At 41.4% G+C, this 24,912-nt stretch carries 18 protein-coding genes and 1 pseudogene; 5 read left to right on the top strand and 14 right to left on the bottom strand.

The window, feature by feature from the left end; all coding sequences use genetic code 11:
• The first annotated feature begins 76 nt into the window (after positions 1-76).
• Genes IX83_RS06730 through IX83_RS06740 form a run of 3 tightly spaced genes read left to right on the top strand, consistent with a single transcriptional unit; the run spans position 77 to position 2,961 of the window.
• The gene (locus IX83_RS06730; RefSeq protein ID WP_038500618.1) at positions 77-1,288 is read left to right on the top strand and encodes a sugar transporter; all 1,212 of its coding nucleotides are present in this window, start codon (positions 77-79) and stop codon (positions 1,286-1,288) included.
• A 21-nt stretch (positions 1,289-1,309) separates the two neighbouring features.
• Positions 1,310-1,588, top strand: a complete 279-nt coding sequence (locus tag IX83_RS06735; RefSeq protein WP_038500621.1) for an ACT domain-containing protein — start codon at positions 1,310-1,312, stop codon at positions 1,586-1,588.
• Between the two features lie 11 nt (positions 1,589-1,599).
• Positions 1,600-2,961, top strand: coding sequence for a PFL family protein (locus IX83_RS06740; RefSeq protein WP_038500623.1), 1,362 nt, complete (start codon positions 1,600-1,602; stop codon positions 2,959-2,961).
• Positions 2,962-3,343: 382 nt separating this feature from the next.
• On the opposite strand, the gene IX83_RS06745 is transcribed toward IX83_RS06740, so the two are convergent.
• On the bottom strand, positions 3,344-5,173 hold the full coding sequence (locus IX83_RS06745) for a MuF-C-terminal domain-containing protein (protein WP_148304542.1): 1,830 nt from the start codon (positions 5,171-5,173) through the stop codon (positions 3,344-3,346).
• A gap of 44 nt (positions 5,174-5,217) precedes the next feature.
• A complete protein-coding gene (locus tag IX83_RS06750; RefSeq protein WP_038500627.1) occupies positions 5,218-5,424 on the bottom strand; it encodes a hypothetical protein in 207 nt (68 codons plus the stop codon).
• 657 nt (positions 5,425-6,081) lie between these two features.
• On the opposite strand from IX83_RS06750, the gene IX83_RS06755 reads away from it, so the two are divergent.
• Positions 6,082-7,347, top strand: coding sequence for a lysine N(6)-hydroxylase/L-ornithine N(5)-oxygenase family protein (locus IX83_RS06755; RefSeq protein WP_051919470.1), 1,266 nt, complete (start codon positions 6,082-6,084; stop codon positions 7,345-7,347).
• A gap of 1 nt (position 7,348) precedes the next feature.
• Positions 7,349-8,203 carry a DMT family transporter gene (locus IX83_RS06760; RefSeq protein ID WP_038500630.1) on the top strand — a complete coding sequence of 285 codons (855 nt, stop codon included), beginning with the start codon at positions 7,349-7,351 and terminating at the stop codon, positions 8,201-8,203.
• Between the two features lie 81 nt (positions 8,204-8,284).
• Here the strand turns inward: IX83_RS06760 and IX83_RS06765 are convergent, their stop codons facing one another.
• From IX83_RS06765 to IX83_RS06820, 12 genes and pseudogenes are all read right to left on the bottom strand, one after another.
• Entirely contained in the window at positions 8,285-8,590 is a 306-nt protein-coding gene (locus IX83_RS06765; protein ID WP_201770273.1) for a HigA family addiction module antitoxin, read from the bottom strand.
• Positions 8,591-8,596: 6 nt separating this feature from the next.
• Positions 8,597-8,677 (bottom strand): annotated as a pseudogene (locus IX83_RS09120) (type II toxin-antitoxin system RelE/ParE family toxin); the annotation flags it as partial.
• Positions 8,678-9,068: 391 nt separating this feature from the next.
• Complete coding sequence (gene lysC / locus IX83_RS09190; RefSeq protein ID WP_449237014.1) at positions 9,069-9,320, bottom strand: Rz1-like lysis system protein LysC; 252 nt, start codon at positions 9,318-9,320, stop codon at positions 9,069-9,071.
• A 251-nt stretch (positions 9,321-9,571) separates the two neighbouring features.
• The gene (locus tag IX83_RS06780) at positions 9,572-10,069 is read right to left on the bottom strand and encodes a TIGR02594 family protein (protein ID WP_051919473.1); all 498 of its coding nucleotides are present in this window, start codon (positions 10,067-10,069) and stop codon (positions 9,572-9,574) included.
• Positions 10,062-10,397 carry a hypothetical protein gene (locus IX83_RS06785; RefSeq protein WP_038500643.1) on the bottom strand — a complete coding sequence of 112 codons (336 nt, stop codon included), beginning with the start codon at positions 10,395-10,397 and terminating at the stop codon, positions 10,062-10,064. The genes IX83_RS06780 and IX83_RS06785 overlap by 8 nt, the downstream gene beginning before the upstream one ends.
• Positions 10,397-10,828, bottom strand: a complete 432-nt coding sequence (locus tag IX83_RS06790; protein ID WP_143244833.1) for a hypothetical protein — start codon at positions 10,826-10,828, stop codon at positions 10,397-10,399. Before IX83_RS06790 ends, IX83_RS06785 begins: the two co-directional genes overlap by 1 nt.
• A gap of 11 nt (positions 10,829-10,839) precedes the next feature.
• Positions 10,840-11,301, bottom strand: coding sequence for a hypothetical protein (locus IX83_RS06795; protein ID WP_038500649.1), 462 nt, complete (start codon positions 11,299-11,301; stop codon positions 10,840-10,842).
• Complete coding sequence (locus tag IX83_RS06800) at positions 11,298-11,855, bottom strand: hypothetical protein (protein WP_038500652.1); 558 nt, start codon at positions 11,853-11,855, stop codon at positions 11,298-11,300. The genes IX83_RS06795 and IX83_RS06800 overlap by 4 nt, the downstream gene beginning before the upstream one ends.
• Positions 11,856-11,858: 3 nt before the next feature.
• A complete protein-coding gene (locus IX83_RS06805; protein ID WP_038500655.1) occupies positions 11,859-14,357 on the bottom strand; it encodes a tail fiber protein in 2,499 nt (832 codons plus the stop codon).
• A 76-nt stretch (positions 14,358-14,433) separates the two neighbouring features.
• Positions 14,434-22,023, bottom strand: coding sequence for a MuF-C-terminal domain-containing protein (locus tag IX83_RS08645; RefSeq protein ID WP_051919476.1), 7,590 nt, complete (start codon positions 22,021-22,023; stop codon positions 14,434-14,436).
• A 14-nt stretch (positions 22,024-22,037) separates the two neighbouring features.
• The gene (locus IX83_RS06815) at positions 22,038-24,188 is read right to left on the bottom strand and encodes a transglycosylase SLT domain-containing protein (protein ID WP_038500658.1); all 2,151 of its coding nucleotides are present in this window, start codon (positions 24,186-24,188) and stop codon (positions 22,038-22,040) included.
• A gap of 3 nt (positions 24,189-24,191) precedes the next feature.
• The gene (locus IX83_RS06820; RefSeq protein WP_174407400.1) at positions 24,192-24,833 is read right to left on the bottom strand and encodes a hypothetical protein; all 642 of its coding nucleotides are present in this window, start codon (positions 24,831-24,833) and stop codon (positions 24,192-24,194) included.
• Between the last annotated feature and the right edge of the window lie 79 nt (positions 24,834-24,912).

Genomic DNA, 24,912 nt, shown 5'->3' on the forward strand with positions numbered 1-24,912 from the left:
TACCCAATTCAGTTATCGATAACTCAATAAACCCTTATAATATAGGCTTTTTTCAATCCTCGTTATTTTGACCCATATGTTATCCACAAAAAACATGACTAAAATGGCTTATTTTCGTGTTGTGTTATTTGCCATTGCGGCGTTTGTCGCCAATACAACCGAATTTATTCCCGTTGCACTTTTATCCGATATAGGAAAAAGCTTTGAAATTCCTGTCTCTAAAGTAGGCATTATGATTACCGTCTATGCGTGGGTAGTCACGATTATGTCCCTACCATTTATGATTATTTTTTCAAAAACAGAACGACGCAAATTGCTGATGGTTGTATTCACTGTTTTTATTTTGGGGCATATCTTATCAGCTTTATCTTGGAACTTTGAAGTGCTCATTATTTCTCGAATATGTATTGCTTTATCTCATGCTGTATTTTGGTCCATTACCGCTTCTTTAGTGATGAGAGTGGCTCCAAAAGGTAAGAAACAACAAGCCTTAGCATGGTTAACTTTGGGTACTGCGATGGCCTTAATTCTTGGACTACCATTAGGACGGATTATTGGTCAGTTATTAGGTTGGCGAGTCACTTTTGGATTAATCGGATTGCTAGCTTTCATCATCATGGTGCTCATGTATAAATTTTTACCAAATTTGAAAGCCAAAAATACAGGATCATTAAGCAGTGTTCCGATAGTTTTAAAACGTCCTTTGATTTTGGGTATTTTTGCTTTGACGGCGACCGCTATCGTCGCTCATTTCACCGCTTACAGCTATATCGAACCTTTTATGATACAAATCTCACATATGTCTAATGATATGGCGACATTAGTATTATTAATTTTTGGTATTTCAGGTATCGTTGCAAGCTGGATTTTCGGGCGTTTCAACCCTAAATACCCCAATATATTAATGCGTACGGCCCTTATTACTTTGATGATCTCGCTTCTTTGTCTTGCCCCATTAAGCCAACATCACATCTTTATGTACGCCTTAATTTTCTTATGGGGTGTTAGCATTTCTTGTTTGGGCTTATGTATGATGCTCAGAATTTTATTATATGCCCCCGATGCGACTGATATTGCCACAGCCATGTATTCTGGTATGTTTAACCTAGGAATTGGTGGTGGAGCACTTTTAGGTGGTATAGTAATGGATAGGATTGGGCTAATCAATATTGGATGGGTAGGAGCTTTATTAACCTTTATCGGTTTAATAATTCATTTAACCGTACATTATCGATACCAACATACTGCCCCACAGCCTAATCATAGAAATGTCGAAATATTACATTAATTCACACAGTGAGGATACGAGATGAGTAAAAAAAATTCTGTTATTACAGTCATCGGCAAAGACCGCATTGGCATTGTATATGACATTGCCAAAATTCTAACTGAATACCAGTTTAATATTGTGAATATCAGCCAGCAACTTATGGATGACTACTTTACGATGATTATTCTAGTGGATACATCTAAGTGTCAAAAAACTCGTCAAGAAATGCTTGATATTTTCGCTCAAGAGTCAAAAAAACTCGCATTGGACATTCGTATGCAGAATGAAGATTTATTCAATGCTATGCACCGTATCTAAGGAGTGTCATTGTGAGTAACTTTGAATATTCTGAAATATTAGAAACAGTGAGAATGGTCACTGATCAGAACTTTGATGTTCGCACCATAACTATCGGCATCGATCTACATGATTGTATTCACCCTGATATTGATGTTTTGAATAAAAACATTTACGAAAAAATTACCACTATTGGTAAGGATTTAGTACCTGTTGCTCAATATATTTCAGCAAAATATGGTGTACCTATTGTCAACCAGCGTATTTCCGTTACACCTATCGCCCAAATCGCCGCTGCAACAAACGCTGAGAGTTATGTTTCGATTGCAGAAACACTCGATCGTGCTGCCAAAGCCATTGGTGTTTCTTTTATCGGTGGATTTTCTGCTTTGGTACAAAAAGGCATGTCAAAAGCAGATGAGATTTTGATTCGCTCTATCCCAGAAGCCATGAAAAAAACGGATATTGTCTGTAGTTCAGTCAATATTGGTAGTACACGTGCTGGCATCAATATGGATGCCGTTAAGCTATGCGGAGAAATGATCAAGAAAACAGCAGAGATCACACCTGAAGGTTTTGGTTGTGCCAAGATCGTCGTATTCTGTAATGCTGTAGAAGATAATCCTTTTATGGCAGGAGCGTTTCATGGTTCAGGTGAAGCAGGTGCTGTGATTAATGTTGGCGTTTCAGGACCCGGTGTCGTACAAGAAGCTTTAAAACAATGTGGAGAAAGCAAAAACCTGACCGAAATCGCTGAGATTGTGAAAAAAACCGCGTTTAAGATTACTCGTGTCGGAGAGTTGATCGGTCACGAAGCGGCCAAACGCTTAAACATTCCTTTTGGTATTTTGGACCTATCACTGGCCCCTACCCCCGCAGTAGGCGATTCAGTCGCACGTATTCTTGAACTCATGGGACTAAGTGTATGCGGTACTCATGGCACAACCGCTGCTTTGGCACTATTAAATGATGCAGTCAAAAAAGGTGGCATGATGGCATCTTCATCAGTGGGCGGGCTTAGCGGTGCTTTTATCCCTGTATCAGAGGACGAAGGCATGATTGCTGCCGCTGAATCTGGTTTATTAACATTAGATAAGCTAGAAGCCATGACTGCAGTATGCTCAGTGGGATTAGATATGATTGCTGTACCAGGTTCTACCAGTGCTGCCACCATTTCTGGCATTATTGCTGATGAAGCTGCCATCGGTATGATCAATAGCAAAACCACTGCTGTTCGTATTATTCCCGTACCAGGTAAAGATGTCGGCGATAGCGTGGAGTTTGGTGGTTTATTAGGTTATGCACCGATTATGCCCGTAAAAAATGGCAGTTGTGAAGTCTTTGTCAACCGCGGTGGGCGTATTCCTGCACCTGTGCAGTCTATGAAAAACTAGCTGTTGGAAAGAATCGTTGTCCTGTCGCAATGAGTTTTGCGTAATATATTGATTTACAACCGATTCTGTTTTAATATTATCAGTAACAAGGTTCTCATGACCTGAAGCGAGGCCAGGGCGCAATTGAAGCGCGAGCCGTTTCAGTAATTGAGAACCTTTTTCTTTGCTGTGCGACTTCATTACTACCTTGTTATGAATCTCTAAATAAGCATGCCCTATCTCGTGAGCCAGTGTTGAGAAGTCCGCTTTTTGAAATAGATGGATAGTGTTAGACTCTGGGTTAAACGCACCTCGGGGCGACTCGTTGTCCTGACGCAACGAGTTTTGCGTAATATATTGATTTAAATCCGATTCTGTTTTAACATTATCAGTAACAAGGTTCTCATGACCTGAAGCGAGGCCAGAGCGCAATTGGAGCGCGAGCCGTTTCAGTAATTGAGAGCCTTTTTCTTTGCTGTGCGACCATCATTACTACCTTGTTATGAGTCTCTAAATAAGCATGCCCCATCTCATGAGCCAGTGTTGAGAAGTCTGCTTTTTGAAATAGATGGATAGTGTTAGACTCTGGGTTAAACGCACCTCGGGGAGAATCGTTGTCCTGACGCAACGAGTTTTGTGTAATATATTGATTTAAATCTGATTCTGTTTTAACATTATCAGTAACAAGGTTCTCATGACCTGAAGCGAGGCCAGGGCGCAATTGGAGCGCGAGCCGTTTCAGTAACTGAGGACCTTTTTCTTTATGCCAATACAGCAGGTCATTTTCTAATCCTTTTTTCAGCCCCACAAAATTCTTACCATAAGCACTGGCAATCTTCACAACTTCAAAGCCACCATGAACCTCTTTAATATGCAAGGCTACAACAACAGGAAGTGATGTTCCTTTCACATTTTCTGTTAACTCAGTTAAGACAACATAACCACTTTCCTCAGTATGAGATTTCATCACCGCTACAGGATTATTAATCTCTCTTGGCAACTGTTTTATCGTTTCGGGGGTCACATTATGTTTGCCTTTCATGACCTTATGAAGCACCCTACCTGTAATTTCAACATTAACATCGGGCAATCCTAACATTTTCAAAACCGTAGGTGTCGTTCCTACTTTAATATATCCAGATCCACTTTTACCATCAGCAACCTTATCCACCGCCTTAGCAAAATCTGAATTGGTACGCTCATCAAGCTGGTAATAGATATTAGGATTATCTTTACTAAAAGTACCTACGTTACCAACAGCAGATTTAATCTGATTAGACCCACTAACAACGAAATGCTGACTACCGTCGGCTTGATTAATAATGCTTCCTGTCGCTCCTAGAACTTCACTAACGGCTTGTAACGTTTGCTCAGCATCCATTCCGTTGATGTTTATCATCTCATTAATAACATCAACATCGTTACTATTTTCCTCTAACAAATATTCCAAGGCGGTTCTCATTGCGGCCGCTTCACCGGAATAAGCTACATCATCGTAGTTACTCAAAAAACCGACCTCTGTTTCGTCACCGTTGAGCTCATCGATACGCTTAATAATTTTTTTAATGGCAGTCGGTTTGAGGGTGACTTTATCATTCGAGAATACGGTGGGCACATTAAGAAATACAGAAAACACATGTCCATTTTCGCTGGTGTATAAATTGGCAAAGTTCGGGTCTGATGTAAAGTAATGTCCTCGTCCATCAGCCGTCCCATTTTTTCCCATAAAGTCCATGGTGAATGTATCAAACGGAGCATGACCAGTACCGTGATACACAACCAAAGGTTCGCCCGTTCTTGGATTGACCACCTTTGATGTTTTCTTATTTGGTTTTTCCCAATTGCCAAACCAAGCTTTAAACTCAGGTGTTCTAACCTGCACCCATTGTTCATAGGTCAATTCTGTTTTTCCTTGACTTTTAGCTTGCTCATAGGCCTGCTTACCACCGTATTTATTGGCTGTTTCTGTAAAGGATGTACTCTCAACAGTATTAATATCGCCTTGATAATATTGACTTTCACTGTTATTTGGGCTACTATCTTCAGTAATGTGGGATATGCCTTCTTTCGTTTCGGACGTTAGGTTTAACAGGGGCACAGCGTGTTGTAACACTTTGTGGGCATTGGCCGTTGAAGGATACTTCCACATTGTTACCGTTCTTAAATCCCTTTTGTTCTTGCTTACCTCCGAAACAAGTACAACTGTCCCATCATCTACCTTCTTTGCAAACATTAAACTTTGATTCCCTAATCGAAAAACTTAGCTTGTCAATAGAACTATCCACCACCGTATTTATTGGCTGTTTCCGTAAACGATGTATGCTCAACAGGATTAATATCGCCTTGATAATATTGATTTTCATCATTTTTTAGGCTAGTATTAGTCTCGTGGGAAGATGCCACTGTCGTTTCGGACGTTCGGGCTAGGGACACAGCATGCTTCAGTGCCTTGTGGACATTAGTCGCTGGAGGATATTTCCACATGCTAACGCCATGTACATCATGGCGTTTTTTACTGTTATCAGCTGTATAAATATTACACCACCACCAAAAATATCTATCAGATATTTACAGATAAGTATGTCACTATCGTATTATGTATTTGATTAAATGATATGCAGCTAATATCACATTCACCACATTGACGATCATCATTAATTAAATTATCATCAACCCCGTGGAATATGCCCTTGTTCGTTTTGAACGTTTGGTTGGAGGTGACTGCTATTTCAATAGCTCGTTACTCATCAATCGATAAGGGATACTTCCACCTAATCATGTCACGTATATTATGACGTTTTTTATTACTACCTAGAATGTAGGCTCTCTCAATAATTCAATCAAAACCCTCAAGAAGCCCAATCAAAGTCATAATGATTCTTTATCGAAGCATAGCGCAACCTGACAACACATCTGGTTTAGAACCAAAGGATTGTAAATTCGAATCTTACTGTCCCGAGTACTTAAATATATCTCATCAGTTTCTGACAAACATTCCCCATTTAGTATATGGTACTCTTCCACAAAGTCTGCCTATTTTTTGCCAACCTTTCAAAATTTCTCTAGATCAAATAAATTGATATTATTTTATATAATAAGGTTTTATTTTATAATGAAAATTTTATATTTAGGATATATTTTATGTTATTTGATCTCGTCGGAATAGGATGTGGGCCATTCAATCTTAGCGTGGCAGCACTCGCAGCATCTACAGAGATAAAAAGTTGTTTTTTTGATAAACAAACTTCTTATTCTTGGCACCAAGGAATGCAATTACCTTTTGCCACTATTCAAAATAGCAGTATTAGAGATTTAGTTTCTTTAGCACTACCCACAAGCCCCTATTCTTTTCACAATTTCCTCCATCAAACAGGTCGATTAGAAGCACACACTATAGCTAATTTTGACGCTATTATGCGATGGGAGTTTAGCCAATATCTAGCTTGGATTATAGAAAAACTACCTTCTGTAAAATTAAGCCATACAGTTAAAAAAGTTATTCCAATACCCGAAGGATTTGCCGTCAGTGGAACAGATCCATCAAACTCTTCATTCACAGTAAAAACAAAAAACATTACATTAGCATTGGGAGTACGCCCATTTATTCCTTCTTTTGTACAAAAAATATTAAGTAAACAAGTCTTTCATAATAGTCAATATACATTTTATAAATCCCCTTTTTTTAAAAATGTTGTAGTTATTGGCGGTGGACAAAGTGGATTAGAAGTCGTTATCGATTTACTATCACAACATTCAAATATTGAGTCCATTACATTGATTCATCAAGAAGCATTTATAAATCAGATAGAAGATTCACAGTTTGCAGAAGACACCATTTATACCAGTAGTGCAATACAAAGTTTTTTAACATTACCAGACACAACAAAAAAAGAATTTGTGCACAAACACCGTTTAACTAGCGACGGAGCATCTCCATCAACAATTCAACACCTATATCAATTACTATACACAAATAAGTTTTTGGAAAATAACAAAGTTAATTTTCAACTTTTACCAAATACCTCTGTTTATGACATAAAACAATATCAAGACAATAATTACTTAGTGCATTTAAAAGAACTATCAACCAACAATCACAAAGAGTTAAAAGCCGACACCATTATCTTGGCAACTGGCTATGAACAATATTATCCTTCTCAACTACTAGACACTAACATTACAACAGCAATAGAATTCAACGGTCCAACTCCTAAAACAAACGAATCTTATCAAGTATCTTACGAAGGTAAAGGAAAAATATTTATCCTTAACAATAGCAAATATTCACATGGATTAGCTGATCCGAATTTATCTCTTAATGCCATAAGAGCTCAAAAGATAATAAATGCGATTATGGAAAAAGAAGTAATTTCTGTTGTACCACAAACTACTTTTACTAAGGGTTAATATGTTGTATCTATTAATTGCAGCGTTTTTCTGGGGAACTTCATTTATTGCAGGAAAATTCGCTTATACAATGGCAGATCCTGCTTTGGTCGTATTATTTCGTTTAATCATTGCTGGTTCAATCATGTTGCCCATCTCTCTTCGTTACTGGCAACAAAAAACCAATATTGATACATCCATTATCTGGAAAATTGCCCTACTCGGCTTTTTAACCTACCCTATCACTTTCTTACTCCAATTTTTAGGACTCAGCCTAACATCAGCTAGCAGTGCTGCAACCGTTATCGGTCTAGAACCTTTGATGGTGGCGATAGTCGGTGCTATCTTTTTCAAAGAAAAAATTACACCTAGCATTTTGTTTTTGAGTACATTAGCGTTTATCGGTGTAACGCTGGTAGTCAGCAACGATCAGGCAGGCACCATCTCCGTTACAGGATGTGCTCTTGTGCTTCTATCAACAGTGGTAGTTGCCTTTTGGTTACGACTTTCCCAACAAATACTTAAACAAGTGGACTCAAAAATATACACAGCCCTGTCTATCCAATTAGGCACAATCATTGGTTTACCGCTTATCTTATTGTTAGTAAAAGATTGGAATATTACCTACTCTGCCAACGGCGTTATGGCCATACTCTATTTAGGTGTTGGATGTAGCTTGATAGCGGGCTGGTGCTGGAACAAAGGTCTTAACACCACTTCAGCAAATATTAGCGGCATTTTCCTTGCTCTTGAACCCGTATTTGGCGTGTTACTTGCGGTTTCTTTGCTTAACGAAAACCTAAGCTATATCGCAATAATCGGCGTGATTTGCGTCATCGTAGCTGCTGGTATTTCTATGTTTTTACAAAAAAAATAGTTAGTGAGCTCTTGCTAATCTTTGAACAAGGGAGTTTCAAGACTCCCCTATCCCTGTTACACACAGGCTTTTGATTCTATCCTACTCTCTATCTGTGGTAAAGCATGGCGCAATATCAAATGTTATTTTTTGAGAAGCTTCCCATAGTTCATAATCAGCTTGTTGGTGCAACCAGCTTTCGGGACTAGGACTGTCCTCTCCTAACCAAGCATGCAAACGCAACGCCATATCAGCACTAATTACTGTCTTACCATTTAGCAAACGAGATAAGGTAACACGATTTACCCCAAGCTGTTTAGCTGCTTGCGTTACCGTTAAACCTAATGCTGGCAAAATATCTTCCCGAATAACTTCCGCAGGATGTGGTGGGTTGTGCATCATCATAATCAACTCCTAATGGTAATCCTGATAATCAACAATTTCAGCATGACCATTTTCAAGTTTAAAAGTAACTCGCCAATTGCCATTGACCTTAACACTCCAATAATAACTGCTTTATGCTTTTCTGAATACTTAGCATACTTCTTAAAATCCCGTATTTTTATAGCATGCCTTTTTCGTACCCTCATTTTTTTATCATCGAAAGTAGTGCATAGAAATACTTAAAAGCAGAAAAACCAGAAAAATATAATAAAATCAAGGGATTTATGAAACAGTAGATGTGTAGAGAAATGTATAGAAAATAGGTCTTGGTGCCCAGGGCCGGAAGATTAAAACCTAGACTTTATGCGGTTTATAGGGGTTTCACGTCAACTTTACGTCAATTATATATGTTTGTCAGTGTATCATCATGATTACACTTTAACCTAAGTCATAAATTGTAACATTGTCCCGTTTGATACGGAAAAACGCCTATCCATAAAACCTACCTCTGATACAAATCTACCATGCTGTCGTGTTTGGCAGAACACTGGGTGTATTGCCCGAGCAGTTCAATATACGCAGTGGCTAACGCGTCCCATGAATTATTTTTTAACGGTTGCACTGTTGGGCATGGTGCGACTACCTCGTAGGGTAGCGTTGGCTTTTGTAATGGCTTGTTGAAGTGACTGCACCCGCTCAGCAGGGATAGTAGCACAATGACTATCAAGAGGGTTTTTAATACTGATTTTCTCATAGTTGCTTACACTCTCTTTGTTATGTTGGTTCAGTTCCGTTAATCTAGCACTTAATTCTGAAGTGACCTGATGAATCTTCAGCACTTCCTTTTGATATCGATCGAGGCTCTCAAGTACTGCCTTATCTTTTTGATGAGCAGTACCATTAAAGTAGCCTCCCATGTACGAGACTACCGCCACAATGGCATACACCACCGTGGCGTTATTCTTCACAAAGTTAAATAGCGTCAAAGCATTCTTCCACCACATATCACACCTCACTCATGGAACGTTCAGCATGGCGAATCGGCAGTGTGGCAAACATCGGAAAGTTTTTGCTTTCATGTTTAGGGAAAACATACGCCACCACTCGGTCTTTGGAAAAGGCACTGACCTTGACTTGATCGTTTTGATTCCCGCCCAAGATAAGTAGATTGCCTTTCTTATCCTCGCCGACAACAAAGCCAACGTGTCCACCACCTTGTCGCTTTAACACCGCAATACAACCATAAACAGGTTGGCTTAAAGGCAGACCAATCTCTTGGTAAGCCAAAGCACGATACCAGTGTTTGGGATACACCATGCCTGAAGCTTTTAAGCAGTAAGCTACGAATACCCCACACCATGGTGTTTCATCGTCCGTCCACCAGCCACCCAGTTCTTTTAACCACGATATGATTGTCGGATTGTGTTGAGTGCCTTTTATTTCTTTGACCCCCAAATATTTAACTGCCTCATCTAACCAAGGCAGATGCTTTGTTTCAATCATGTTCTTTCTCTCCTAATATGCCAAATCTTCTTAAAACACCATCTGCAATTTTCTTAGCCAATGACGGCGACAAGGCTTGAAATGCGTCCAGCAGTGATACTCCAATCGTCCCTACAATTAACCCAAGCAGAATAGACAACTTGGCACTATCGTTGGCGAAGTAATCAGACACTGCAAACGACATCAACGCTCCAATGACAATGTCGGTGACTTTCTCTATTTTGTGTTTCGTTGCATCTTTAAAAGCGATTCGACATGAAGCCAGTAGTCCGCCAACTGATGCCATAAACCCTGTTGATTGGAGTAACTGCATAAAAAGTTCATTCATTACTCCCCCTTTTTAATCAGGTAATCTTTTTTATTTCTGCGACCCTCTTCAAAATTCATCGTGCCACATAGCCAGCTTAGCAATGATAAGCAAGGATAGATGGTCATCTGCGGAGTCAGTGGTGGGTAATCGTGCCAGACATGAAAACTAAGTAAAGCCCACAGCAAACTTGTCCACAGCATTAATGCACCATTTAGCACTTTGGCTCGAGCCGTATTAGAGTGAAAGAACGCCAGAGTCCCCACAATTACGATCGCAAGCACAGCGATAATAGCCGATGAAGGGATTTGACGACTGGGGTTAAAAGCGGGAATGATGTAGGGTTTGTAGTCATGGATTAAAGCAAACATCCAGCCACAAAGCAATACCACATTAATTGTTGACAGCACACGAGTACCCGTCTCAAACACCCAGTCACGAAAGCAAGTCATCTTTTTAATCATCACTGTGCCACCTCTTTGTTTTTAAATATCACGGCCAAATCGTTGGGGGAAAATCGCCAGCTTTCAGAAAGTCCTAGACATTCGCCTACCCATTCTGAACAGAAGTATTTATTGCTGTCCTGACGGCTTTTTAAAATGACACCTAAAGCTCCCCAGAAGTCATAAGGGTATTTTTTTGTCTTATCAAAAAACCTCAATACCTCTGATGGTGCGATATTGACAGGGATTAAATCCCACTTACCATCGCCTAGATTAATAACGGTTCGTCTAACGCCTTTGTCACGAACGGAGGAGCTAAAGCACTCATACCGCCCCTCGTTATCGACCGCTAGCTCACAGTGTGAATAGATGCCTTTGGTCACCTTGCGGGTCAGCCAATCAAAGAAACGGCAATAGTACGCGTATAAGCTTTTGCCATTGCGATGTCCTTTGTATAACGCTAAATAAACCTGTGTACTCATGTTTGTACCTCTGCAAGTTCATTCATCTTATTGACAATGTCATCTTTAATCGCAGTGGCTTCCTCTACGCTTGTGGCTCGTTGAAGCTCATATTTACGCATTCTCAACCCCGCAAGTTTTTCTAAACTGCTCCATAAGGTTTGTGCTTGTTTAAGGATTAACAAAGTAGCTGTCTTGTTATCTAAATGAGCCGCCTCGGCAAAGCTCGTAATATATACACTAGGCTCACCCTCAAAGCCTGCTTCTTGATAAGCTTTAGCCGCTTCCTCACGTAGTCGGTACTCCTCCATAAAACGAGTCCACTTGTCTTGAATGGTGTAGGCTGTATTGTCGATCTCTTCGGTAAACTGAGGCACAACGTCTTGCACCGTTACTTCAGGTTCTGGTTCAGGCTGTTTTTCTCTCACCATCCATACACCGTCAACCTCAACTGCTTCAAGATTGCTGTAATCTTGACCTTCTTCAGTCTCGTGCGTTACCCAGTTGTCCAAGTCGGTGGGTACTGGGAAAATTTGAATAAGGTCTTTGTTTGTTTTTGATAAATAAATAATCATGGACTAACTCCCCCAATAATGAATACTGACACGTTTAAATACAAGCGGGGTTTTCGAGGCAAAAATAACAGAATTCGTACCCGCTGATAGACAAGACAGATGATTTCTTTCTCCTCGTGCTGTTGCAGGTTTAGAGACAAGACGACTAAACGCATCCAACGAGGATGTATTAAGATCGCAAATATCTGTTTGACAGTACCAGCTTCCAGTTTCTTCTCTACCCTCAATTGGTGGAGGCAAGAAAAACGATACTCGCCTTACAAAATTGTCATTGTCTGTAATTGCTATTCCGCTCGATGTTGTAAAATCAATCGTAACAATACGCCCATGCGGGTTTTTTGATAAATTCAACTCAAGCGACATAAGCTCATTTCCAAAAAGAGTTTTATTACCAGGAGGATTAAAAGCTCTTTTAGACACCGTCGCCGACCCCTCCCACACCACTTCGGATTTCATGCCTAATTGTTTGTTCACCCAGCTTTGATAGGCAACTGCTTCACGTTCGGCTTCTACTTTTGGAAACGCTACGTTTTTAGTTTTTTCGCCGGGTTTAACATACTTAAAATTAAATCGAGGCTCTACGTCAGAAGCTGGGTTAAATTCTAATATCCAATGATCGTCTCTATCCCTTTGTCTAAACTGGCAGGCTCCCCAGCTATTCGCTCCTCTTGTTACTGCAAGATGCGAGCCTTCTAACCAGCTTTCGCTGATTAACTTGCCTTTAACACGAATCTCATTGTCAACAATTAAATTTTCTTGAACGGTCAAATTACCAACCGTTCCGCCCTGCTTATCTAGTTTATTAATTAGCTGTTGAGCTAACGCCCCTGCGTTTAGTTCACCTTCGTTAACAATTTCTCCGTAGGCTTTAATGCCCCATACGAAAGGAGCGTTTTCACTCCATGCTGTCAGATTCGGTAACATGTCAGTACCTAATGCATCGACTAAATCAGGATATTCACTACTAGTTACAAAAGAACCATCGCAAGGTAGATAGCCTTCTGGGAGAGAAATGTTTTTAAGGAAGGTTTGAATGCTACCGACCGGCACCCCTACTTTTTTCGTTTCATCATAAACCTTCTTAACTGCTAAGGAAGTAGCTGCAGTATCTTCTGCTTCAAGGTCCACCTCATTAGATAAAAGAACAATACCAGCTTGATCTGTACTTGCTTGTTCAAGCTGGCGGTCATAAGCTTCTTTTGCGATTCTGTAGACTGCGTTAACAGCTCGTGAAGAAGCCACACACCCAGGTGTGCTTTCTTCAACTTCGTCAGAAATACTATATTTGTAAACAAAATACAAATCAGGATTACTCATTTTCTCAGGCACATCTTCGATATTACGCCAAGGAATTCGAATGCGTGAGGGGTCGATAGCTTGATCGGTGACCGCTGTACGGACACTTTGATCGATAGCCTCCATTAACACTCCAGAAGCTTGTGCACCTGACGATTTAATATGCTCATCTACCGCTTCTCGAACAATAGTAGCGATATTACCGTCTTGCTTAAATCCTCTTTGGTTGAGGTATTTTCCTGCTTCTTCTCCCACCACTTGACTCAGCGGTGTTTCCTCAGACACCCCAAACGCTTTTAATACTTTTTTAGCGGCCTCAATAGAGACTTGATGTAGATTCTCAGTCGCCTTAAATCCTCTATCCGTTAAGTATTTCTGGGCAAAACCATATACGACATCTGATAACGTTTGGGAAGCAGACACCCCAAAGGTCTCTAACTGTTCTCTAACCTCATCCGTAATAAGGTTGGCAAAGATTTCATTTTCCCCAAAGCCCCTTTTCTTTAAGTGTGCCACGGCAAACTTATTCACTAAGTCAGCCAAGGTACTATCTTTAGTGACACCGTATCGTCCTAGTTGTAGTTGCACCTCATCACTAACTTCATCGCTAAGCAATCTATCAGGTGCAAATCCACGTTCTTTTAAATACTGTAGCGTATCTTCTCTTGAAGCTTTTGTAATAGAAGCTCGCCATTGTTCAGTGATAAACTCTGGGTCAAAATTCACCAGCCCTTGACTTTCATCATCCCACCCAATTAGTTGTTTAGGTTTGCCGATAGGCAAGGTGGTGTTCACATCATTGTTAGACGATACCGCGATTTTAATACCCCGTTTTCCAGCTTCTAATAATTGCTGAATCAAAATCACCACATGGTCAAAGGCATCATTAATCACGTCAGGATAAAAGCCTCCGCGGTTAGTCAGTTCAAGCGTCTGGTTATAAGCTCGATTGCTAATAATGGTAAGCTTCTCTTTTTTCTTTAACGGTGCTTTTAAAGCAATCGTTCCACCAGGTGTATTGTCCTGTTCAGCATTTAAAAGCACAGTGTAATCGCGGTCTAACACTAAGTCTTTGTCTTGGTCATCTTGTGTTTTGACCACGTGTAAATCGGTTTTATCGAAACATTTAAAGCTAAATGCAAATTGGGTTTGCGAGTCATTCCCTAAGTAAGGGCCTGCCCGCCTAGTAGAAGTTGATACGGCCATTTAAGACTACTCCACACATTAATTTCTATACATGCAGAATAGCCTTAAATTTTTAACGTATGCACACCCCCTACTCTTACTTGCCTTTATAGCCAAAGAAAATAGCCAATGGGTTACTTGTATCGCCTTCCATCAAAGCGTCTACCCCTTTGATCGTACGGTTGATTTGCACAGAAGGTAAGCCCTTAGCGTTACCTGCTAAATCTACTAACGACCTTACTAAACCCTCGTCCAACTCGCCTTGTCTTATTTGAGTGGCAACGTTTTCTAATGTTTTAAGTGAGCGTAACCCTGCAGGACCTGAGTAGCTAATAGCGGATTGTCCAAAAAGGGCGTTCCATGCACTTTGTGCTTCTCTAATATAAGCAAATTGACTGATTAACTGCCCTGTCAATTCATTAGACACCGCTAACCACAAAGAATCCTCATCGTCATCATCACTCGGTGTCACCGCACTTTTGAGCATAACCGTTAAAATCGCAGGTGCCAAATAAAGCCATGAGAAGTCTTTAACCTTAGCCAATACCGCTTGCTTACTCTTCGCACTTGAGTATGCCAAGTTTAATTGCGTGTTAAAGAATGAATAAAACACAGTAAACAGTTTCTCAGTAGGGCTACCGCGTTCAATGGCAGACAAGTCTTTTGTCTCACCGCCACCTTGCGAGTCGATAACTGCTTGGTCTGATAAAGCAATCGCTGTTTTCTCATCGACCCCCTGAGCAATCGCCTTTTCATAAGCGGCGTTCCAAGTAATCGTATCCACCATTCCTTGCGTCAGCATCATCAAGCTATAGGCATACTTACGGTTAAATTCATCAAGCTTACTGCGTTTTCTAATGACGTTATTCAACTCATTTAACTCTCGCATATAAGTTTTACTGCGGTTGGCCATGAACACTGATTTTTCACGTACCGCTTGCGTCATCTTAACAGGATTGGCCATATAAGATTTAGTGCTTCGCACCACCCATTTACCGCCGACACGAACCACCGATTGGGTCAAACCAATGGGCTGTTGAATAGCCGACCAGAACGAGAATCCTAGTGATGCGACACTGACGTTCTTGCGAACAAAACTAGACGCAGCGTCCCATGCCGAACCCGACTTGTGATCGCCCTCAGCAATCGCAGACACCCACCCTTTAATATTAGCAAGAACAACGGCACCGTACTTATCACGAATGGCTTTATCGATTTGGGCATCTCTTAATAATCTATTCGTATCAATTAACCACTCGTGCCACGCAAGGTCATGGACAACATCATTTAGCCCAGAGTACACAACAGACATCTGAAGCAGTAGCGGTCTATTTTCAACCACATCCACGCGAGACTTAATAAAGTTACGACGTGTGGTACTGGCCGTATAAGCCGCTTGCATTGCACGCTTGCCATCTTCTGCAGAAAAATGACTGTCGGCAGATTGAGATTGAGCAGGGTCATATTTGATCGGGAAATACCCCCCACGATATGTACCGTATGGTGTCACAACCGAACGAGTCTCAATCCAGTCAGGCTCTTTACCATTGAGTCTTTTTTCTTTAGCGGCAATCTCTGGACGTAACGACTCAAACGTATCCCAAATACCTTGAATAGCGTCCCAATCTTCTTTACTCAAGTGCGACAACACGGCTTGTAGCTGAGCCTCGTTCCACTTCTCGCCAGACATTAAACGTTGCAGGTTTCCGTCATTCCCAACGTTCAACCCCACCATAAAAATCTGCTCTTTAGTCAATGACTCGTTAATCTCTTTAATATGGATTTTTTTACCAAACCCACCTGCTTTACTAATAGGCTCAAGTAAATCGTACAGCCTTTTCGTTAGCTCAGCTGTTTTAGTGGTTTTCCAAGTTTGTCTTTCATTGGCCGTGCGAATAAACAAATTCCACAACGGGCCTCCATCACGACCACCATCCATGATTCGCATTTGAATAGCCGTCTTGATGTGGGCTTGTCCAAACTTCCGAACTTTCTCAAACCATGTCGCCCATACGCCACTTGGTGAGCGATTGTTAACGTTTTTAGTGCCTGCATGTTCATAGATACTGCTGACCACTTCATCACGACGTTCTTCAAAAGTGCGACGACTCTTTTCCAGTAACAACTGTCGCTTTAACTTGCCTTGGTGTTCTATCTGTTTAATGGCATCTACAAACGCATTAAACTCTTCTACCGTCATGTTCTTGTAACTTGTCTTTTGAGCCGCATCAAGTGTGACCGCATCGATATCTGGATCTAGCCTTTGAGCCCTTTGTTCTTCCACCCATTTCGCAAGTTGTTGACTTCGGTCAATGTCAGCAAGCGTGCGAGAACTTCTTAAATCCATCTTATTTAAAAGATAATCAATTTGGTCAAGATGTTCTCGGTCAATCTTCTTGCGAATACTATCCTTATCAAACTTACGCAAGTATTTCAGGTCTTTATAAATCTGCTCTTTGGTATCGTAGACCTGACGCGTTAATACGCTATTTAGCAACTGATTACGCTTAAACATCGCCGCTTTATCCGTATTGCCTTTTTTCAATTCCTGCATGGCCAGCTTGCCTGCCCTTGTTTCAGCACTCGCATACTGACCCGGTGTCAAATCACGAATACGTTGTTTGTTAAGTATATTTGTGGCAATGGATTTAGCCGCCTTCATTAAAAGACTAGACTTGCTATTCACGCCTTTTGTAGCTCGTTCAAAAGCTCCTAGCTCCATAGCGACCATTTTCTGACGTAACTCATTATGCACCGCTTGGTCTGCTAATGCTTCAATACCTGATTCGGTCGCAAACTCACTATGGCGTTCTAACATCAATTGGTCTACCGTTGCCTCAATCGCTTCTTGTGGACTCATCGCAGTAGCTAACTCCTGAATGAGTTGGTCACTAGATTCATACGACAGTAATTCTGCCACCATATCTGCGGTCATACCATCATTCGTCATCATGCGATGTTTATCTAACTTCTGATAAATCACGCTATCTTTACCATACTTCTGAGCTATCTCTTGTCGGTTAAATCGGGCAGAAGGATGGTCGCCATTGCGTTTACCCGTCAAGAATGTCCACGCCACGTACAGCGGTTGTTGCATGATTTGTGGGGTAACTTCTTTGGCAATTTCCGCTCTTAATCCTTTTGCCTGAGCTTGAAGATTCTTTAACGCTCTACCTCTCGCATTACCTAACCACTTCATGGTACGAACGGATTTATTACCCAATTCTTCCTTAGCCTGTTCGCTTGCTTGTTGATTTAACGATTGATAGTGTGCAAACTCCTCTTGTGTCATACCTGCTTGTTCTGCCGTTTCAAAAAGCGGTATCATCTGACGAGCTTGCTCCATCATCTCAATCTGCGATTCCGTTGCAATCATGCGATCAAATACACCGCGAATTTCGTCGTTAAGCTCAACATTCAGCGACTTAATGTTTTTGTAAATAGACTTTAACCATGCACTAAAGCGAGCAAACACACCGCTCATTTCGACACTAGGCGAATTGCCTTCAAATAAATACGCTTCATAGCCTCTTGCAAACTGCTCATGATATTCACGTTTTTGCTCAATACTCATGCTATTCCACGTTTGAATGTCTTTAACACCAAACCATTTCAGCGTGGTATTAAAGTCATCTACCATAGATTGCTCTTGCTCTGTTAATGAACCCTCAGGTCGGCTAATTAACTCATTCACAATCTTGTTATTCATCTCTAAATAAGCATGCCCCATCTCATGAGCCAGTGTTGAGAAGTCCGCTTTTTGGAATAGATGAATAGTGTTAGACTCTGGGTTAAACGCACCTCGGGGAGAATCGTTGTCCTGACGCAACGAGTTTTGTGTAATATATTGATTTAAATCTGATTCTGTTTTAACATTATCAGTAACAAGGTTCTCGGAATCTAGTTTTTCTAGATTCAGGTACGGTGCGGGCAATTGAAGCCCAAGGGTATCTGCCAGCCGAGAACCTTTTTCTTTGTTCAAATACAATAAATCCTCATTTAACCCTGTCTGAATCTGTGACTTACTTCTCCCATAAACACTAGCAATATTAATTAATTCAAAACCACTTTTTGTTTGTTTTAAATGCAATGCGGCAATAACAGGTTTATCAACCCCATTTTCTTGCTCCAACAACTCAGTCAAAACCACATAGCTATTTTCTTTGGTATGAGACTTCATTACCGCTACTGGATTATTGATTTCTTTGGGTAGGCGTTTCAACACCTCGGGTGAAACATTGTGCTTACCGCCCATTACTTTATGTAATACTTGATGCGTAATAATGACCTTGGTATCAGGCAATCCTAGCATTTTAAGGACGGCAGGAGTTTTCCCCACTTTAACAGCACCTTGACTTTTTGGGTCTGTAAAAGCTTTATCCACCGCCTTGGCAAAATCTGAATTGATACGCTCATCAAGCTGGTAATAGATATTAGGATTATCTTTACTAAAAGTACCTACGTTACCTACAGCAGATTTAATCTGATTAGATCCACTAACAACGAAATGCTGACTACCGTCGGCTTGATTAATAATACTTCCTGTCGCTCCTAGAACTTCACTAACGGCTTGTAACGTTTGCTCAGCACTCATTCCGTTGATGTTTATCATCTCATTAATAACATCAACATCGTTACTATTTTCCTCTAACAAATATTCCAAGGCAGTTCTCATTGCGGCCGCTTCACCGGAATAGGCTACATCATCGTAGTTACTCAAAAAGCCGACCTCTGTTTCGTCACCGTTAAGTTCATCGATACGCTTAATAATTTTTTTAATGGCAGTCGGTTTGAGTGTGACTTTATCATTCGAAAATACGGTGGGCACATTAAGAAATACAGAAAACACATGCCCATTTTCGCTGGTGTATAAATTGGCAAAGTTCGGGTCTGATGTAAAGTAATGTCCTCGTCCATCAGCCGTCCCATTTTTCCCCATAAAGTCCATGGTGAATGTGTCAAACGGAGCATGACCGGTACCGTGATACACAACCAAAGGCTCGCCCGTTCTTGGATTGACCACCTTTGATGTTTTCTTATTTGGTTTTTCCCAATTGCCAAACCAAGCTTTAAACTCAGGTGTTCTAACCTGCACCCATTGTTCATAAGTCAATTCGGTTTTTCCTTGACTTTTAGCTTGCTCATAGGCCTGCTTACCACCGTATTTATTGGCTGTTTCTGTAAAGGATGTACTCTCAACAGTATTAATATCGCCTTGATAATATTGACTTTCACTGTTATTTGAGCTAACATCTTCAGTAATGTGGGATATGCCTTCTTTCGTTTCGGACGTTAGGTTTAACAGGGGCACAGCGTGTTGTAACACTTTGTGGGCATTGGCCGTTGAAGGATACTTCCACATTGTTACCGTTCTTAAATCTTGCTTTTTCTTGCTAGAATCCGCAATATATACAAGCACCCCATCATCCACTTTCTTTGAAAAAGCTATCCGCTTTGTGTGGGTTCCGGGAATATCACTAAATTGAATATCGTCAAAATCACGTACAATTTCAGGAATGATAGCAATATCTTTTTCTGTTATAGCAACTTGTCCTCTGGATTGTTCTGATTCAGAATCACCATGTTTCTTTTTAATATGTTTAACTGCAGAACGATCAATAGATACAGAATATCCTTTTAAACTAGGGATTAAATCGCCTAGCTTTCCTCCTTCATCTGTCCAAAACACAGCATTAGATGAGCTATTGCCTTGCCATAAAGATGCCACTGCACTACGGTCGTTACGATCAACATGCACCCATCCTTGTGGTGGACTATTCTTTAACGCCTGCTCATATCCTGCAGTATTAACCACACCTGCTTGAATCTGCACAGGGTGTCGTTCAAACAATTCCTCAGGTGTAATACCTAAACGTTCAGCAGTTGCCTTATACATCGAAACTATAGGGGCTACTTGTGCCTTAGCCACGTCAGGTGTATACACCCCAGTAGCGGTAATTTGGTCGGTAAGTTTAGCCTCTAGACGTTGGGCGGATTCATTCACTAGACGAACGCGTTCTTGATTGTCCGCCTCTATCGCTCGGTCAATAGACGCTTTTAACTCTTCCTCAGCTTTAGGCAAATACTCCTTAGCCTCTTTCACCGTCATGCCATCGGGGTCAATCTTAATATGCTCAGCTAACTGTTCAGCGTTCTCATGCGTAGCCACATGAGTGACGTAATCCGTAATCGGAATCTTCACATCTTGACCCGTGCTAATCGCTAAATTCAATTTCTCTGCAAACTCAGGATTTTCTTTAACCAAATCTTGAGCAATGCCAGACTGTTGCAATAGCTCGCCACTGATATAGACCTCTTGAACATCTGTGTCACCAAAGAGACTCGCTACATAGTCTTTAAAGGCTTCAGGGTCACGCGTTCTTAATTTTGAGTCAACTGCTACTTTGGACATCTCATGAATCGCATTGGCCATCACGATGGTCTTATTAGCAGATTGATGCTTTTGTTCATTCTTATGAATAACACGACCAATCACATGTCCTGCACCACCCATCACACCAGTGGCCACTACGGTAGAGACTAGCGTGTTATACGCAGCTTCGGGTCGTTCAGCCAAGTATTCACTAAATGGCTTTTCTGGATTCAGCGTTGCCCATTCGTTCAAGTCCTGAAAGATAGTGGCCACCTGTTCACTAGGGATTTCAGAGGACAGCTGATTGATGATGGATTTATAAAATGGCGAGCCTACTTGGATATTTTTAAAAAAGACTTTAGCAGGAATCCTCTCAGTGGCAATCTCAATACCCCCTTGGCCTAGCCCATAAATCAGTGCTTGGTTTGCACTAAGCCCTCTATCACGTGCATCAAGATAGGAGCTTGAAGCTACCCCCGCTCCCATTAAAGCAGTGGCGGTATTAGCCATTGCCGTTGTACTAGCACTTGCTCCCAGAGTGGCCCCGCCCGTCAGGAATCCAACGGTCAAAGAAGGAACCATATAACCGACCGATTCAAAAGCAGAATATATAGCACTTTGAGGGGTGGGTAGGATTTGTTCTATACCTGCTCTCATCGTGGCGTGCATCTTTCTGAATCCTGCTTCGTTTCTTAAAAACGGATTATCGCCAAACAGAAATCTAATGGGAGTATCAAAGTTTTCACCCACCCAACCGTTGAGCAAGGCGGCTCCACCTACTAATAAGTCCTGTCCAGACTTGGCTGCTCCTTTTACTGTAGCCTTTCCTGCGTTAGTGACACCTTCAGTGATAGAAGCCATCGCGGATAAATTCTCTACATCGTCATGAGCGATATCCACCATATCAGGGATGTTTAAAAAGTCTCTAACTTTTTTAGAACGCTCTACATAAGAGGTATCCGTACTTAACATCTTAGCCTGCTCATAGTTCTCACGAACATACCAAATAGGCTTATTCAATGCCTTGGCTATTTTCCTATACTCGGCTTCTTGTTCAGCATTTTGAAGCGTTGCAATTTGCATTTTAATTTTTGCTTGAAGCTCTTTTTCTCGCTCTCGTTCATTAGCGATTCTTTCTTGCTCAGCCTCCCATTTATCAAGCTCCCTCATGCTATTCATGACGCCTTCCCAATAGGCTTTGTCCTCTTCTTGTTTTTTCTTTGTGGCAGAAATAAGTTCTGCGGTGGTAGCCCCAAGTTCAGTTGCCTGTTTGTCTACATCAACCTCATATTGCTCGTTTAAAGCCTTTTCCATTTACTAATCCTCTCTTACTGTTCTAGCTCAAAGCCCATGTTTAGATAAGCATTAATAACGTCCTCGTCGGAGTACGCTATTCCTTTGTCCTTAAAGTGTTTTTCGATAACCTTACGGTGACGTTCAGGAATATCCCCAACAGAATCAAATTCTGTAATTCTTTTTTTACTTAGCCGGCCCCCTGTGTGTCGGAACACAAACTGCTGACCAAACACGTTATTGATGACGCTAATAATTTCTCGTTCGCTGAGTTGTTTGTTCTGACGAATTTGTTCTGCCATCACACGTTCGTTCACAATCCTAGTAATTCGAGCAACCGTTTCGAGGTCGCTATTTTTTGGACTACTCGAAGTGTTAATGCCTAAAGATTGCAGTCGATTGGTGAGTGTCGCTTGAATAGCCGAGTGGTCAAGCTTATCGGGTGATCGAGATGGGCCCTCACCTTCTTTTCTGCGTTTAGCAAAATACTTCCAATCACTGTCAGCAAGCTTTGCTTTTAAGCCCAGAAACTCTGACTCAGACACCGACTTCAAATACGCATCATCCGTTAACTTCAGATACGTTTCAGCATCCGATTCTGTCACGCCTTTATTAAGGGCGTCAGAATAGCGGATGATTTCATCTCGTCTGCCCGGTGGAATGAGATTGACCACCTCGGCAGGTAAGTTAGCAAAACTGCCATACTCTTCTACCGATTGATAAACCGCCTTCATCCGCTTTTCTTCTTCGTCTTTTCTTTCTTGTTGATAGACTCGGTACTGCTTTTGTACTAAGTTGTCAACAATAGCCTGACGTTTAGGGTATCGTGTTGAACCTGCAAGGTCGTGGGCAACCGCTTTAAACTCCTCTAAGCTAGGCATCTCACCAAGTTCATATGTGCGTTTCTTTTGCTTATTTACATTTTTTAAAATCGAAGCCACATAGTTTTGTGTTTCTTTTGGCGTATAGCTCAACCAGTTTTCAGGCTCGCCTGCTTGGGTTGCTCGAGCAATCGCACCCCGCACACCCTTACCACTTTTCTCGCTACCCGGTCCCGCATTGTAAGCAGCTAAAGCCATTACCACATCGCCTTTAAACGTCGTCAACTGCTCCTTAAGGAACAATTGGCCAAGGTGAGCGTTATACTCCGCATCATTTTCAAAACGTTCTTTATCCCATTTAATGCCATACTTTTTAGCAGTGGCTTCCCCCGTAGCTTCCATTACTTGGGCAATACCTACCGCTCCCGCTTTACTTCTTAACGGATTGCCTTGATCATCAAACTGTTTTCCTGCTGACTCTTGCATTATTAAAGCAGACCATACTTGTTCAAAGCCATTAGGGTTGATGCGAGTTTTAAACGTATCAAAAGCTTGCCCAACAGCATAATTAGAAGCCTCAATATCAATACCTTGTTCAATCTTCTCTCGCATATCCAGTAAGTCTGTTGCACTCATCTGATCGGCATAGCGGTTTAGGTAATTACTGGCAAAGGCTAAATCTCCTTCGTTTAAGGCTGAACTTAATACCACCTTGTGGGCTTTAGTCATTAACTCTCTATTTTGAGCATTCACCCATTCGGCAGATTTACCTTGCAGTTGTGCTTGCCAAACCACCTGACGTTCAATCGTCTCTAACGCTTGAGCTCTTGCTTGTGGGTCGTAATACGATAAGGCTAGCTCTCGCATAGCGGTTGCTTGTTTACCTTCTACAATTGACTGTGAGTAGGTATTAAACTCGCTACTTTCGTGAGCCATAATACGCCCCTCAAACGCCACTCGTTGCTTTTGGGCATAGTCTAAAAACAAAGCCTTTTGACGTTCATTGCCCAGAGTGTTAGCTAATCGCTCAACTTCTGCTTGATAGTCATCGCTATACTCTTGTGACAAAGATTTCTCGCTTTGGCGATATAAGGCATCTGCTCCTCTGATATTGTTAAAGCCCACGTCCTTATCGTACGTGCGGGTCAATTCATATTCTTTTAAGGCGGTCGTGACTTCATCAACCCTTACTTGGTCGGCAACATTTCGCCACTTTAGGCTCATCTCCATTAAATCTTTGCCCACCGCCCTAGCTTGATCGGACGCTTGAGTGTCTGTGCTAACAAAGCGTGAAGCTCTTAACTCAGGCGTAGAAACGGTATTGGGAGTGACTTGATAATTATCATAGGTAGGAATCTTTGGCATAGCTTAATCCTTAGATAGGTCTGACAATTTAATGTAAGTGCCAATCGGGTCGTCACTAGCGTTAGCTTTGCTTAAATTAATTTGTTCTTGTTTTTTCGCTTCTTTTTGCTTACCTAAATAGTCTTCCGAAATCTTGGTAGCTGAACCCAAAATCGATTGACCGGCTAACATCCAAGGATTGATACGTTTAGCACTGGCTCGCAGGTTCCCCGCTTCTGTCCTTAGACTTGAGGCTTGAGCTTTATAGTTAAGGGCTTGCATACGATGACCCCACGCACTTCGCAATGCGTTAGCCTTAATCGTATTCATATCCACTTCTTTCATTAGGTCAGTGCTGGCTTGAATTTCTGCGGCAGAACCGTAGCCAATGTCCACACCGTTTGCGGCTAACCTTGTTCGCTGAGCACTTTTTAAGTGACCCGCCTGTAGCGTTAATTGAGCCACTTCGTGCTGACCTTTGGCCAAAGTGGATTGAGCGGTAAGCTCTGCGTTTCGAGCATTAAGTTCTTGAATTTTTGCTTGAGCTTCTGCGACCGCAGCTTGACCTTGAAGATTATATTTATTGGTCTTTGCGCCAAAATACGCACCGGCTCCATCAGATAACATACCTGCAATGGAACCGTACATACTTGCATCCATTCCCATTTTAAGCACCTACAATATGATTAACTTATTATTACTGTAGGCGATTAAATGAAAGCTATGCACACCCCCTGTTATTGAT

Source organism: Basilea psittacipulmonis DSM 24701 (genome assembly GCF_000743945.1).
GTDB lineage: Bacteria > Pseudomonadota > Gammaproteobacteria > Burkholderiales > Burkholderiaceae_B > Basilea > Basilea psittacipulmonis.

What these genes read in the sequence shown, in the direction of transcription:
- IX83_RS08645 (WP_051919476.1), bottom strand. Translation starts at nt 22,023, where the DNA reads ATGGAAAAGGCTTTAAACGAGCAATATGAGGTTGATGTAGACAAACAG.
- IX83_RS06745 (WP_148304542.1), bottom strand. Translation starts at nt 5,173, where the DNA reads ATGTTTGCAAAGAAGGTAGATGATGGGACAGTTGTACTTGTTTCGGAG.
- IX83_RS06780 (WP_051919473.1), bottom strand. Translation starts at nt 10,069, where the DNA reads ATGATTGAAACAAAGCATCTGCCTTGGTTAGATGAGGCAGTTAAATAT.
- IX83_RS06795 (WP_038500649.1), bottom strand. Translation starts at nt 11,301, where the DNA reads ATGAGTACACAGGTTTATTTAGCGTTATACAAAGGACATCGCAATGGC.
- IX83_RS06785 (WP_038500643.1), bottom strand. Translation starts at nt 10,397, where the DNA reads ATGAATGAACTTTTTATGCAGTTACTCCAATCAACAGGGTTTATGGCA.
- IX83_RS06820 (WP_174407400.1), bottom strand. Translation starts at nt 24,833, where the DNA reads ATGGGAATGGATGCAAGTATGTACGGTTCCATTGCAGGTATGTTATCT.
- IX83_RS06815 (WP_038500658.1), bottom strand. Translation starts at nt 24,188, where the DNA reads ATGCCAAAGATTCCTACCTATGATAATTATCAAGTCACTCCCAATACC.
- IX83_RS06790 (WP_143244833.1), bottom strand. Translation starts at nt 10,828, where the DNA reads ATGACTTGCTTTCGTGACTGGGTGTTTGAGACGGGTACTCGTGTGCTG.
- IX83_RS06760 (WP_038500630.1), top strand. Translation starts at nt 7,349, where the DNA reads ATGTTGTATCTATTAATTGCAGCGTTTTTCTGGGGAACTTCATTTATT.
- IX83_RS06805 (WP_038500655.1), bottom strand. Translation starts at nt 14,357, where the DNA reads ATGGCCGTATCAACTTCTACTAGGCGGGCAGGCCCTTACTTAGGGAAT.
- IX83_RS06735 (WP_038500621.1), top strand. Translation starts at nt 1,310, where the DNA reads ATGAGTAAAAAAAATTCTGTTATTACAGTCATCGGCAAAGACCGCATT.
- lysC (WP_449237014.1), bottom strand. Translation starts at nt 9,320, where the DNA reads ATGAGAAAATCAGTATTAAAAACCCTCTTGATAGTCATTGTGCTACTA.
- IX83_RS06730 (WP_038500618.1), top strand. Translation starts at nt 77, where the DNA reads ATGTTATCCACAAAAAACATGACTAAAATGGCTTATTTTCGTGTTGTG.
- IX83_RS06755 (WP_051919470.1), top strand. Translation starts at nt 6,082, where the DNA reads ATGTTATTTGATCTCGTCGGAATAGGATGTGGGCCATTCAATCTTAGC.
- IX83_RS06800 (WP_038500652.1), bottom strand. Translation starts at nt 11,855, where the DNA reads ATGATTATTTATTTATCAAAAACAAACAAAGACCTTATTCAAATTTTC.
- IX83_RS06750 (WP_038500627.1), bottom strand. Translation starts at nt 5,424, where the DNA reads ATGTGGAAATATCCTCCAGCGACTAATGTCCACAAGGCACTGAAGCAT.